At 34.3% G+C, this 14047-nt stretch carries 8 protein-coding genes; 5 read left to right on the top strand and 3 right to left on the bottom strand.

Going from position 1 to position 14047, the window contains the following annotated elements; translation table 11 throughout:
• Positions 1–52 precede the first annotated feature (52 nt).
• Together AB6B24_RS09090 and AB6B24_RS09085 are read right to left on the bottom strand one after the other, a co-directional pair.
• Positions 53–763, bottom strand: a complete 711-nt coding sequence (locus AB6B24_RS09090) for a gamma-glutamyl-gamma-aminobutyrate hydrolase family protein (protein ID WP_058219029.1) — start codon at positions 761–763, stop codon at positions 53–55.
• Between the two features lies 1 nt (position 764).
• The gene (locus AB6B24_RS09085) at positions 765–3056 is read right to left on the bottom strand and encodes a Xaa-Pro dipeptidyl-peptidase (RefSeq protein WP_311805768.1); all 2292 of its coding nucleotides are present in this window, start codon (positions 3054–3056) and stop codon (positions 765–767) included.
• A gap of 171 nt (positions 3057–3227) precedes the next feature.
• Here AB6B24_RS09085 and gla point away from each other — a divergent pair, with 171 nt between their 5' ends.
• On the top strand, positions 3228–4100 hold the full coding sequence (gene gla, locus AB6B24_RS09080; protein WP_015427138.1) for an aquaglyceroporin Gla: 873 nt from the start codon (positions 3228–3230) through the stop codon (positions 4098–4100).
• 45 nt (positions 4101–4145) lie between these two features.
• Here the strand turns inward: gla and AB6B24_RS09075 are convergent, their stop codons facing one another.
• Positions 4146–4931, bottom strand: a complete 786-nt coding sequence (locus tag AB6B24_RS09075) for a CPBP family intramembrane glutamic endopeptidase (RefSeq protein WP_021464001.1) — start codon at positions 4929–4931, stop codon at positions 4146–4148.
• A 351-nt stretch (positions 4932–5282) separates the two neighbouring features.
• Between AB6B24_RS09075 and AB6B24_RS09070 the strand changes: the two genes are divergently transcribed.
• From AB6B24_RS09070 to AB6B24_RS09055, 4 genes are all read left to right on the top strand, one after another.
• Positions 5283–6062, top strand: coding sequence for a CppA N-terminal domain-containing protein (locus AB6B24_RS09070; RefSeq protein ID WP_311805766.1), 780 nt, complete (start codon positions 5283–5285; stop codon positions 6060–6062).
• A gap of 72 nt (positions 6063–6134) precedes the next feature.
• Positions 6135–7091 (top strand): serine hydrolase domain-containing protein, encoded by a 957-nt coding sequence (locus AB6B24_RS09065; RefSeq protein WP_311805764.1) that lies wholly within the window; start codon positions 6135–6137, stop codon positions 7089–7091.
• Between the two features lie 226 nt (positions 7092–7317).
• Entirely contained in the window at positions 7318–9021 is a 1704-nt protein-coding gene (gene spxB, locus AB6B24_RS09060; protein WP_029344500.1) for a pyruvate oxidase, read from the top strand.
• Between the two features lie 420 nt (positions 9022–9441).
• Positions 9442–13794: a SpaA isopeptide-forming pilin-related protein gene (locus tag AB6B24_RS09055; RefSeq protein WP_311805760.1), complete on the top strand. Its 4353-nt coding sequence runs from the start codon at positions 9442–9444 to the stop codon at positions 13792–13794.
• Positions 13795–14047 lie beyond the last annotated feature (253 nt).

Genomic DNA, 14047 nt, shown 5'->3' with positions numbered 1-14047 from the left:
CATAATCTTAAAAAAACCACCATAAAAAAAATTTATGACGGTTTTTTAACTTTTATATGGTTCCGTTAGCGAAAATTTCAAAAATTTTCTTATCAAAATGCTCAGTTTCCCAAGTACATTCTGGGTGCCATTGGACAGCAAGCACATGTTTTTCTTTATTTTCAATCGCTTCAACTAAGCCATCGTTTCCATGAGCAATGGCCGTCAAGCCTTGGCCCAAATCTTTAATGACTTGATGATGGAAAGAATTAACCATATAATTTTCAGGCAAGAAGCCCAAGGCACTTTCTTTTTCAACACTAATATGATGAGTTGGAATTTCTTGTGGTGTTGGACTTTGGAGATGTTTTATCTGACTTGAAGTTTGACTCAAGTCTTGATAAAGACTTCCGCCAAAATAAACATTGAGTAACTGTAGGCCACGACAAACGCCCAAAATAGGTTTATTTGCTTCTAGAGCAGCTTTGATTGTGGCAAGCTCAAAACGGTCACGAATCGGATCAGTTGTTCCTAATTTAGCATTAGGCTCTTCACCATAGAGATAAGGACTGACATCTGCCCCACCAGTCAGTACAATTTTATCTACCAGTGTCAGGTAATTTTTTATATTTTCGGTTTTGTCAACAGGAAGAATAATCACAGTATGACCTAAATCCTGAAAAACATCAATAAATGATTGACGAGTATAGCTTACTTTGTTCCACCAAAAAGGGGATTGTTCAACTGTATTGTAAGGAGTTCCAAGAATTCCAATAATTGCCATCTTATTTTTTCACACTTTCAATAGGAATAATGAGTTTGGATTGAGATAAATCAATCTCGTAAGTCACTTTACGATTATCACGAACTGTATGTTCAAAGTCAGTACTATAGAGTATGACCCGAAGTTTATCCGCTTTTTCTAAATGATAAATCGTTGGTTGTAGTTCAAATTTGAGCGTAAACCATTCGTCAGCTTTTAAATCACTGACCGTCAGTAAATCTTTGTTTTGGAGATTGGTAAATCCTTTAGTGACCAACTGATAAGGACTTTCGACAAGAGGAAGTTCAACCAAATCATCTAACATGAAGTTTCGGCCACGGTCAAGAACTTTAAAATCTTTTACTCTTGCTTTATCTTCCAGCCGTTTTTTGGGACCAAAATCAAGAATTTGAGCAGATAAGAGTCCTTTACTATCATTTAATTTTAGTCTGATTTCTAGTTCAATTGGACCATTAATTGTTAACTCAGAAGGAAGTTCTAAATCAATGACAGCTTCATTAGCTTTATTTTCAAATAAATCTTTTTTAAAGACATTGAAATCTTTAGAATACTTTTTGAAGCTTTCATCATCATAGTGGTTATCAAATTGAGCAAAAGAAACCGCCGTTTTCCCAAGAGGGAGTTTGAGCTGGTCATTGCCCCCAAATTTACTGACAGCTGACCAGACTTGATCTTTAGAATTTTCCTGTAAAATAACGGGTGGAAGATTTAAATTTAAATCTCTATCTAATAATTTGGCAGAGAAATAAGCATTGATTGTCTCAGAAAAATCAATGGATTGCCAAGAATTCATATAAATATGAGCCCCACGATGTAAAAAGGCATGCTTGGCATGACCTTCTGGCAGAGCCTGCCAAAAATTATAAGCTTGTTCGGGTGTAACATTCCAGTCTTGTAAGCCGTGAACAATTAGGACGTCAGCTTTAACTTGGTCAGAATTGATTAAATAATTTCGGTCATGCCAAAATTGATTATAATCACCAGACTTACGGTCTAAAGCAGTGGTCATTTCTGCTAAACGTTTTTCGTATTCAGCATTTCCTTTTAAATAATCAGCACCATCAAGATTTCGTGAGTAAGTCAGTGCGGCAAGCACATCTAAATCTTCACCAGGAAAGCCACCAGGAGAACGGACAAGACCATTTTCACGATAGTAATTATACCAAGAAGAAATTCCAGCTTCAGCTAAGATGACTTCAAGTCCATCGACTCCAGTAGTAGCAGCACCATAAGCCATCGTTCCTAAATATGACTTTCCTGTCATGGCTACTTTTCCGTTTGCCCAAGTGGCCTTAATTTCATGCGTCTTTTTACGAGAAGTATAGGCACGAGTTCGGCCATTTAACCAATCAATGACAGCAGTCATACTATAAATTTGCTGATAATCGCCTGAAGTTTGGAAGCCATTTGAGCCACGCGTTCCAACACCAGCCACATAAATAGAAGCAAAACCACGCGTCAAAAAGTAGTCATTTAAAGAATAAGTCCAACCATGAGTAAAACGATAAGGTGCTTTATCTACAATAGGAAGTTCTTTGGTTTCAGACGGACGTTTTTGTGGAAGCTTTCCTTGAACATGAATTTTGTGACTGTCCTTTTTTTCCAAATCAACATTCATTTCATGAAGCGCTAAATCATTAGCTTTCTCATTGATTCCCAAATGATAAGGACTTGCGGTCATCACAACCGGAAGCTTTTCGGTACTTTTTGGACGGATAATTTGAATTTTAATTAAGTCATTTTTTCCTTTTTGCTCAGTATCAACTGGACTTTCAACCCAAACGACCTCACGTTCAAGGAGCGAAGAATCAAAAGTTGCCAATGATTTGTCATTGAAAAAGTGATAGTGATTATCCAAAGGAAGAAGACCTTCTGAAACCCAATGTTCAACAAGAATCATCCCGCTTTTACGACGGCTACAAAGTAAATAGTAAAAAGCAGAGATGATAGTTTCAGTTGTCATTTCAACATCCCTTTGTGGAAGATTAAGTTTTTTAGCAAATTCAGTTGCTGTTCCTATTTCAAAATCAAAATTTGGAACAAAGTCAAGAAGTTGCAAAGCAATATTCCAGAAAATTTCCCAATCTAATTCAATAGAGGATTTTAAGAATTCAATGACATCTAGCTCAGTATTTGCTTGTAAAACAGTCATATCAGTAGGACTTTGAATGAGAAAATCTTTTAAAATTTTCTTTTCATCCCAAAAAACAGACCAACGAAACCCAAGCTGATCAAGTTCTGCTAGTTGTTCATCAAAGTTTTTATCAACAATTGAAAAATGATTAAAGCGCATCTTAAGTCCTCCATAAAAAGCATGATAATTCTTTTAATTATAGCAAATTTTCAGTAAATAATCAGACTAAAAGGGTCTAATTTCCAATGAATATTTGAAGCAAGCGCGCTTTTCTGATATAATAGCTGAGGTTATTATATTAAAATCAAATTTTGGAGGGTTCCATAAAAAATGGATGTTACATGGACAGTGAAATATATCACTGAATTTATCGGAACTGCACTACTCATCATCATGGGTAATGGTGCGGTTGCCAACGTCGAACTTAAAGGTACAAAAGCTCACGCACAATCTTGGATGATTATTGGTTGGGGTTATGGACTTGGTGTAATGCTACCAGCAGTTGCATTAGGTAATGTTACTTCACAAATTAATCCAGCTTTCACACTTGGACTTGCAGCCTCAGGACTTTTTCCTTGGGCACATGTTGCTCAATATATTATTGCGCAAGTTTTAGGTGCGATGTTTGGGCAATTATTGATTGTTATGGTTTACCGTCCATACTATCTTAAAACACAAAATCCAAATGCTATTCTTGGAACTTTCTCAACAATTGATAATGTTGATGATAACGATGAAAAAACGCGTTTCGGAGCTACAGTTAATGGTTTCTTAAATGAGTTTCTTGGTTCATTCGTCTTGTTCTTTGGTGCAGTTTCGGCAACTAACATCTTCTTTGGTAGCCAATCAATTTCTTGGATGACAGACTACTTGAAAAAACAAGGAGCAGATATTACATCATCAGATATTATGAACCAAATTTGGGTTCAAGCATCAGGAGCTTCTGCTTCTAAAATGATTGCTCATTTGTTCTTAGGATTCCTTGTTATGGGACTTGTAGTCGCTCTTGGTGGTCCAACAGGTCCTGGTTTGAATCCAGCGCGTGACTTTGGTCCACGTTTGGTTCACAGCCTCTTGCCAAAATCAGTTTTGGGTGAAGCTAAAGGTTCATCTAAATGGTGGTATGCATGGGTTCCAGTTGTAGCACCAATTCTTGCAGCACTTGCAGCAGTTGCATTGGCTAAAATGATTTACAAATTTTAATTATTAAAATAAAAATTACTGACAGAATTTCTGTCAGTAATTTTTTTATTTAATCATAAGAGCAATGACCAGTCCAAAGAGATTCCAAAGGAGATGGACGCTCATGTTAAGATAAAAATTGCGATATTTAGCATAAAGACTGGTAAGCACAAGACTCATTAAACCGTAAGTTAACCAGCTATAGAGGTCAGTAGGACCATGCATGTAAGCAAAAAGGAGCAATGCCGTTAAAAAAGCAAAATATTTTTGATTTTTGAAAATGACTTCAAAAATTCCTACCCGATAAACAAGTTCTTCTAAAAAACCAGCAGCAAGCGTTTGGGTCGCAAAGACAGCAATTGGAATCACTTTTTGTAGCTCATTTAGTGAATCTTGATTACTGGTTGTTGGACTTTGATTGATAATTTGAGCAAAAATTCCTGTCAGAATAGAGACCAGAAAAAGCAAAGCAAAACCAATTATTATTTTTAAAGGAGGAAAATATTTCCAACTTATTTTAGGGATGAGTTCAGCTTTACGAGCAATTAGATAAGAAGAAATAATCGTAAGTAAAAAGATAATGAAAAAGATGACGGTATCTAAGGTTGTGAAATGGTGCTGATAAGCAAAAATGGTTGTCGCAAGCATTGGTAAGTTAGATAAAATAAAGAGCACCAACCAAACTGATTTGTGATAAGCAAAAATTAATCCAACAATCGATAATACGAGAGCTGTCATTAAAAATGGCAAATGAAAAATACTGACAGATAGGGCTGAAAAAAGTAGCGCCAAAATAATTACAATTACCCAACGATATTTGGCTAATGATTGAAGTTTTTCTATATTAAACATGTCAATATTATAGCATAGTAATAGCTGTCAGCAGAAGAAAATATTTCATTTTTGTTGATAACTTTTGTTAATCTGAACTTGAATAAATTGTAGTAAAATAGAGCTACCTCAAAAATGTGCATATCTGGCAACCACACTAAAAGGTCAGTCTAACTTTGTTCGTACCTAGATATGTACTTAAAACTATCCTTAAAAATGCCCATGGTTAACGACTATGAGTTTTTTTATTGAGATTTTAAAATTACACAAAATGTAGAAAGAAAAAGTAAAAGATATAAATCGTTGATAATTTCCTTGAAATTTGCGAAAATAAGAGATAGTTATTTGTAAATGTAATCAATGGAGGCTAAAATGAGCGAGATTATAAATCATATTACCGCTTTTCAACCAGTCTATCGTGTGCTTAACCGTGAAGAAAATTTAGATTTCTACCGGGAAGTGCTTGGCTTTAAGGTCTTGGTAGAAGAAGGCGCAATGGTATGGCTTGGTGGGCATGAAGCGAAAAAAGATCGGTTTCAATTAGAAGAATCACCAGGTTTTCGTCCTGTTGAAGGATTGAAAAAACACGGGCAAACGGTGATCAAAGCTAATTCATCTGAGATTGAGCAATTAATTGTTCGTAACTTGGACAAGATTTCTAAGGTCTATAAAGGAAAAAATGGCTTTGCTTTTTCAGCGCTTTCGCCTGAAGCAGAACTTTTTTGGGTAGCATCAGATTTACTGACAGATTTATCATCACTGACAGAAATTGATAAATCAGAAATTGAGCTTGAGAAAGATAAAACTTTTAAAGGTTTGTCAGATTTTGAAATTATAGCAATGGATTTGAATGTTGCTGACCAATCAATTATTGAATTTTATGAATCAGTTTTTGGTCTTAAAGCAATCAATAACCAAATTGAATTTCCTTTTATAACTTTGACTTTTAGTGTTGAAGAAAGCGAAGATTTAGCTGCAGGAACCGATGAAGTACTTGACCTTGAGTTTTTAGTGTTCATGATTGATAAAGATTTTGATTTGAAAGATTTTGCTCATCAATTTTCTGATGTGGACGGAACATATTTGGATGGCTCAGCTAAAACTTTTTCATTAGAAGTTCCTGACCATGCAGAACTTTGGTTTGTAAAATAATAATTTTAAAAAAACTTGTTAATTTTTGACAAGTTTTTTTACTCAAAGTAAATCAGAAACGAAGGTTGAAACATGAACAATCAACAAGAATTTTTAAAAATAATCGAAGATTATATTGAGCGTGACGTTTTCCCAGGTGTCAATTTCGCAATTATTGAAGGAGAAAAAGTTGATGAGTATCTTTTAGGAAATTCAGCAATTTATCCTAAAACAATCAAGCTCACTCAGGGAAAAAAATGGGATTTAGCTTCTTTGACAAAAGTAGTGGGCACCGGAACAGCCGTCATTAATCTTGTCCTAGCAGGAAAGTTAGAAATTGATGCCCCTCTTCAAAAATATTATTCTAAATTTACTGACAGAAGCGTCAGCTTGCGGCAATTACTGTCACACACTTCTGGTATTGATCCTTTCATAAAAAATAGAGATAAGCTAAACGCAAAAGAACTGACAGAAGCAATTAATCAGATTAAAATTACTGACAATAAGACCTTCAAATATACAGATATTAATTTTATTTTACTAGGTTTTTTATTAGAAGAATATTATGGAGAAAGTCTGGATAAAATCTTTTACAAACAAGTATTTGAAGACTGGAAAATGACTGACACAAGTTTTGGACCAGTAGAAAATGCAGTCCCAACAAGTCAAAATATCCCAGTAGGAACAGTTCATGACCCTAAAGCTCAAGTTTTAAAAAATCATTGTGGCTCAGCCGGCTTATTTTCAACGATGTCTGATCTAATTTTATTCAGTCAGGCTTATTTTCAAGAAGAAAAATATTTAAAGCTGGCAAAAAATTATGCTGATGGAGATAAAAAAAGAAGTTTGGCTTGGGACTTACTCGGGCCAAATGATGATTGGTTGCTTCATACTGGCTATACCGGAACTTTTCTATTAATTAATCCTCGCATCAAAAAAGCAGTTGTTTTCTTATCAAATCGTGTCCATTTAAAAGATAATCGAGAAAAATGGATTGAAGAACGTGACTTTTTGATAAAATTTTTAATCAGCCATTTGACCTTAGATTAAGACTTAAATAAAAAGAACTGTACTGTTTAGTTTACAGTTCTTTTTTAGTTATTGCTGACAGACTAAAAAAATAAATGGCTGGACTCAAATAGTTTACATTTAGATTTTTTTGACCTACAATTTACTTGAAAAGTAATTTATTTACTTACGGCGAAAGGAGAAATTAGTATATAAAGTAGTTTCAAAGTAGTTAGTAGTTGATAGATTTAACATCAAGGAGAATATCATGACAAAAATAAATGCATCAGATGCAATGTTAAAAGTTATTGAAGATTGGGGTGTCAAAAATATTTACGGTTTACCCGGTGGGTCAATTGATTCGACAATGAACGCATTATATAACCGAAGAGACACATTAAATTACATTCAAGTTCGTCACGAAGAAGTGGGTGCTTTAGCAGCCGTTGGGGAAGCAAAAGTAACCGGAGAAATCGGAGTAACCTTTGGTTCAGCAGGACCAGGAGCTGTTCACTTGTTAAATGGATTATATGATGCTCAATATGACCATGTTCCAGTACTTGCCTTGGTTGGTCAAGTTCCAACGAGTGCAATGAACACTAATTATTTCCAAGAATTAAATGAAAATCCAATGTTTGCTGACGTTAGTGTCTATAACAGAACAGTAATGACCGCTGAACAAATGCCAGCAGTAGTTGATGAAGCGATTCGTCAAGCCTATGCCAAACGTGGTGTTGCTGTCATTACCATTCCCAAAGATTTAGGTTGGCAAGAAATTGAAGATAATTATGTTTCTAGCGCTAATCTATATCAAAAACCTTTGCCACTAGAACCTGCGGCTGAAAAAATCCAAGAAGCTTGGAAAATACTAAAAGAAGCAAAACGCCCTTTGATTTATATTGGTCAAGGAACAAGAGGAGCCCGCAAGGAAATCTTAGAACTTTCTAAAATGCTTCATGCTCCAATTTTGAGTTCTGCTTTAGGAAAAGGAATTGTTCCTGACAATGCCCCTGCTTACATGGGGTCAGCTGGTCGAGTGGCCTCTAAACCTGGGGTAGAAATTGCTTCTAACACAGATGCTGTTTTGTTCTTAGGTTCAGACATGCCATTCCAAAGTTTCTTTATTCCTAAAGATGCTAAATACATACAAGTTGATATTGACGGAACTAAATTTGGCCGTCGTCATCAAGTAGATTTAGCTATTTTGGCAGATGCCAAGCTGACAATTAAGAAATTAATGGAAGTGGGAGAACAACTTCCAGAAACAAATTGGTATCGCGCAGCACTAGCAGACAAAGAAAATTGGGTAGAGTGGCTTGAAAAACGTTCAGTCATTGACAGCTCACCTTTGGAAGTAGAACCTGTCTTTAAAGCCATTAATGACATGGCCACTGATGACGCCATTTTCCAAGTTGATGTAGGAAATGTCACAATTGATGGAATGAGACTTCTCGATACAAGTAAGGATCAAAAATTCACAACAAGTGGCTGGTATGCGACAATGGGTTATGCTCTACCTGCAGCAATTGGTGCGAAAGCGCAATATCCAGACCGTCAAGTTTGGTCAATTTCTGGTGACGGAGCTTGGGCAATGGTAATGCCTGATATTCTTACTCAGGTCAAATATAACTTACCAATTATCAATGTTGTTTTGACCAATAAGAGCCTTGGATTTATAGAAGCGGAACAAGATGATGCCAAACAACCACACTCAGGAATTGATTTGATAGGTGCTAATTTTGGCGCTTCTGCAGCGGCTTTGGGAGCTTTAGGTTTTGATGTTAATAATTTGTCAGAATTAAAAGAAGCTTTTGCAAAAGCTAAAGAAGCGAATCGTCCAACGGTCATCAATGTCAACATCTTTGACCATCGTCCATTACCTGTTGAACAATTGCAACTTGATTCTGCTGAATTTGAAAAAGAATATCAAACTCAAGGTTTGATTCCATTTAGCAAATTGATTCAAGAATAAAATAAATAATATTAGAATAAAAAGACATTAGAAGAGAGCTCTAATGTCTTTTTTATATAGATTAAAATAAAAGAATAAATTAGAATAAAATTAGTTTTTGTTAGATAGGGATTATAAAAAAATAAAGTCAAATCAGTGTATTATTAGTCGTTAAATATGAATTTATAGGCTCTGTTCATTATATTAGCGAATGTACTTTTATAAATACTAAAATAAAACAATGTATTTCAATTTGGAAAATAAGAACAATATGAGATAATAATTATGTAAAATGAGTTTATGGTTGTGAAAATAATAAAATTATAAATCAAAAAGATTTAATCTAAAACTCAAATATAAAGTATGGATAAAAATAGAAAGGAGTAGAATTCCACCAAAATAACTTCGATAAATATGAAATTCGCCAGAAAGGAATGATAGATGATAAAAAAATGGACGGTTTGTTTAAGTATAATAATCTTAGTTCTAAACTTTGTTCCAAACTTACTGCAAGGTCATCAAGTATTTGCAGAAAATCAAAAAATTTATAAAGATAAAGTTGAGCTTATTAATGATGAATCATTCAATATCTCATATAGTATGCGAGCTTTAGAAAATCAATACGAATGGGAAATTGATTATAGAATAAATAAAACAGAAAATGATAAAGAATTAAAGTTAAAGTTTTCTTTTGAAGGGAATCAGCCTATTGAAATAGAGGAAAATGAAAGCTGGACACTTAAAGAAAAAAACACAATAATTTCAGATTTTGAAAAAGAAAATGAAGGAAAGATTGTACTTAGAGCTAACAATTCTATTTCATTGTTAAACTTAGAAATTCAGGCAGATGCTAAACTCATTGAAAACGAGCAAGAAGTCATCAGTGAAGATATTTTAGCGAAGAATGAATCAACAATTTTTAGCTTATATATTCCAGAAAATAATAAAGCAGATTCAAAAGAGAAGGATAATAAAAATACAGAAGAAGTATTAAATAACGAGTCAAGTCAAGAAGAAACTGTTAGTCAATTAAAAAAAGATTCACAATTAGCATTTTCTTACCCTTCAAACTTTGGGATAAAGGCTAGTTTTAATGATTTAGCGCAAAATTATGAAAATATTTCTCCTGAATATAGACAAGATGAGACAGGAATTTCTCCAAATCATTCTTGGATACCTACGGGAAATACAACAGTGGTCAATCATCAAGGCTGGAATTCTTTTTCTTCACAGTGGGATGGAGTCAATAGTTGGAACGGAGAAGCAACAAATTTAGAAAATTCGTATATTGAATACGCTGGAGTTAATAATCCGGTCGATTTTGCCTTAAGAAAATATGCAAAAGAAACAGAAACACCAGGCTTATACGATGTTTATTTAAATGTTCGAGGAAATGTTCAAAACCCAATAAAACCAGTTGATATTGTTTTGGTAATTGATATGTCAGGCTCGATGCAAGGGGCAAAAGAAACTGCTGTTCGGCAAGGAGTGAGTGATTTTTTATCAACGATTCAAAACACTGCTTATGCAGATTATGTCAATGTTGGAATTGTTGGATATTCTAGTCCCGGGAATTATGTAACGGGAGCTAGTGGATATATCACGGTACCGATAGATAAAGTATCATCAGAAAGCCATGTTAAATCAATTAATCAAGCATTAGCACCACAATTTTCAGGTGGAACTTTTACTCAATTGGGACTTCGCAAGGGAACTGAGATGCTTGAACAGGACTCCAGTGATAATCAAAAAATGATGATTTTGATGACTGATGGTGTTCCGACGTTTAGTTACAAAGTAAATTCTGCCTCAAAAGTTGATAATGTCATTTATGGTCAAAGCTTTGCTGAAAGCCGAGATGAACCAGGAAACACTTCTAAGATTCAAAGCCCATATTCTGTTAAAGATATAAATGGTGGAAGTAATATCGAAATTCGGGACACCTGGGCCGCAACATTAGGAGAGGCAGAAATTTCTAAACAAAAGATTTCAGAAATTCATACACTTGGAATTCAACTTGGGAATGATGGAAGCTATCTGAGTCAAGAAGAAGTCAAAAGTCGGACCAGTCTAATAGCTACGACAGGATTATACCAAGATGCAAATAGTGCAAATGATATTACTGATTATTTAAAAAGTCAAGCAAATGTCGTTTTAAGTCGATTTAACACAATTACAAATGGATTGATTCTCGACCCACTAGGTGCTCAGTTTGAATATAAGGATACAAAGTTTGAAATTACTAGTGTCGGAGAAGACTCAATTGATAATTTACCAACAGGTAAGATAAACGAAAAAGGATTAGAAATTTCAAATCTTAATATTGGGAAAAATCAAGAAGTTCAAATTCATTATCAGGTTCGATTAAATACTGAAACCGATGATTTTAAAACTAATTATTGGTATCAAATGAATGGAGAAACGACGTTGACTCCAAACGGTAGTAACCCAGATAATAAAGTAAATTTTGGAGTACCATCAGCAAAATCATCAGGAATAAATCTTACCCTTGAAAAACAATGGTTAGCTAATTCAGAAAATATACCTGAGAATGTTGAGCTGCTTATAGGCCGAAGAAGTGCTCAAATATCATCTGATTGGACCAAGACTGTTACGCTTCAGGAGGGTGATGAATGGCGGAGTCAGTTAGAAAATTTACCTAAGTATTCTATTTTGGGCGAAGAATTCATTTATGAAATAAAAGATGAGATTGTTCCTAATAGCGAAATATATGATTGGATAACAATTGGGGAAGACAAAACTACAATTGCTAACATAGAGAAGTTTAGATTACAGCTAATCAAAATATCTAACCATGATAATGAACCATTGTCAGAGGTGGAATTTGTACTTAAAAATAGTCAAGGAGAAGAAATTGACAAGGCAGTAACGAACGAAAAAGGTGAAATTTTATTTGATAAGACCCGTTTAAATTACGGAGAAGAATATCAACTCCACGAAATAAAATCGCCCGGTCACTCACTGGAAGGACCATGGAAAATAAAAACTGAGCTTGAAAATGGGCAGCCTATAATAAAAGTTGATGGAGAGCAAATCGCTTTAGATGAACACTATAATAAATTCATGATTAGTCTCAATATCACTAATGATATAAATGTAGAGGAATTTAGAAACTCTGTTACAATTGATAAAAGAGCGGTTGATTCAGAAGAAAAACTTGATGGATCAGTTTTTAATTTATATCAGATAGAATCAGTAGATGATGAATTGACCCAACTTAACCCCCTTGAAATCACAAATAATCTATTACCCGGTCTTTACGCCTTGCAAGAAAGTGTTAGCCCAAATGGATATTACAGAGACGATGAAGTTCACTTTTTCCGAGTCAAATTTAATGGAAGCATTGTTGCTATTGGTAGTGAGGGTATAGATATTCCGTTTTTAGATGAAAATGAAAGTGGAAAAAATGGATTAGTATTGAATGAAGAAGAAAATGGTGATTTCCATCTCACACTAATTTTCTATAATCAGGCCGTTCCGCCCTTACAATTAGAAGTTGACAAGATAGATGATGACTTTGCCTCCCCTTTATCTGGAGTAAGTTTTGAATTGACTCGCTTAGGCAGGAAGTCTACTGATTCGGAAACCGTAAAAAGTATCAATAGTTTTGATAGAATACTAAAAACATTTAATAATGACTTTACAGGAGAAACAATAGCCTTAAAATCTAATTCTGATGGCAAGTTGACTGTTATTGACAATGAAAATAATACTCAAGAAAGTACATCTCCAATTAGTTTAGAGTATGATACTCAATATAAATTGGTTAAAAAAAGTTCGATTGGATTATTTCCAAATTTTGGAGAAACCTCCCAATGGATAATCACAACACCAAATATGGATGAACTTAAAGAACATGAAGAAGATAATAACATTGAAATTGATGGTGGAGATTTACTTGAAACCCCAGATGAATCAATACTAGAAAGTATTAATCAAACACCCAGCACACTCGGTGTCGTTTCGCTTATTAAAACAAAGAACCCAGAATTCAAAGCATTAGAGAGTACTGATTCTCAGGTCGAAAAAGTAAAAAGTGACTCATCTTTCCAAGAAAAACTCTCAGCATATTTGATTTCTTTTGAGATTCATTCTAATATTACTCATAGTTTTACAATAAAAAAAGTTGATGGAGAAAGTAATAGACCAATGGACACTCAATTTGCTTTAAGGTGGGTTGAGAAGTTTGAACCGACTCAAGATTTTGACAGCCTTGAGCGTTTAAATCTTGACACTTTGGACTTGTCAGGGAATGATATTTCAACGAGTAGTAAGACTTCTATTGATGCCAAAGCAGGAGCCACTCTTTCTACTGAAAAGGGTTCTAGAACCTTAGACCATATGGCTAGAGGTAATCTTTATATCATAAGTGAAGAGGAGGTGCCTACAGGTTATCAAAAGACCAACACTGTTATTGTGGCATACATGGATAAGGCACAAGGATATGCAGATAAAGCTACCATTCATATTAGATTAGCCAAACGTTCGGAAACTCATCCAGAAATCCTAGAGTTTGGAAGTTTAGAAGACTTTAAAGAATATAAAGGGGATTTGGAAGATGAATTAGGGATAGTATTTGCAAATTACAAAATAACGGAAGGAGGAAGTGAAGAAAAAGAGAAGGAAAAAGAAGAAAATAATGAGATGCAGAATAAGCAAGAAACAAATAAGCCGAACATAGAACTCCCTGCTCTTGGAGCAATCGGTGTAGGAGGAGTTGGGTTACTACTTATTATCTCAGCTTACTTATTGAAAAAGTATCGTGGAAAGTAGAAAATATATTTGTAAATAATGATGATTAAAAAATACTGACAGCTAGTCGGTATTTTTAATATTTGTTATAATAAGATTATCAGTCAAAACCATGACACCGAATAAGTAATAAAAACAGGAGGATATTCTTTACTAAAACAGCTCTTATTGAAAAAATTGATAAGAAAGAGGAAAACTCTAGCAAAAAAATGGTAATTATGGTATAATATACGCAAAATTTTGAAATAATTGATTCGAGGAAAAATATAAAAAT

This window comes from Lactococcus sp. AK05 (assembly GCF_041026685.1).
Classification (GTDB): domain Bacteria; phylum Bacillota; class Bacilli; order Lactobacillales; family Streptococcaceae; genus Lactococcus; species Lactococcus lactis.
The sequence above is the reverse complement of the archived record's forward strand: the minus strand, read 5'-3'. Positions and strand labels throughout refer to the sequence as shown.